Source organism: Rhizobium sp. SVR5-9E (assembly GCF_056755095.1).
Genome location: NZ_JBNDHS010000417.1, coordinates 1 through 271, shown reverse-complemented (window position 1 = coordinate 271; position 271 = coordinate 1). Strand labels below are relative to the sequence as shown.

The following is a 271-nucleotide window of genomic DNA, read 5'->3' as shown; positions in this document are numbered from 1 at the left end:
ATCCAGGAGAGCGCCGTCAGGTTGCCATTTTCGGCCGCCTTATCCGCCGCGTGCTGGAAGGCCACGGTGATAGTACGCACGATGATGGTCAGTACCTGACCTGCTGCTGCCAGCGGGATGGCCAGGGCAATGCCTGCACCGATACTCTGGTGACCGGCAATAACCAGAACCGTAGAAATGATGGACGCCAGCGCGGCATCAGGCGCAACTGCCGCACCGATGTTCATCCAGCCCAGGGCAATCATTTCCAGGGTACCACCGATGATGACCC

General features: G+C 60.1%; 1 protein-coding gene. It reads right to left on the bottom strand.

Going from position 1 to position 271, the window contains the following annotated elements:
- Positions 1-271 (bottom strand): PTS sugar transporter subunit IIC (locus ACPYOJ_RS35435; RefSeq protein ID WP_481420399.1); only part of this gene is annotated, 271 nt, incomplete at both ends.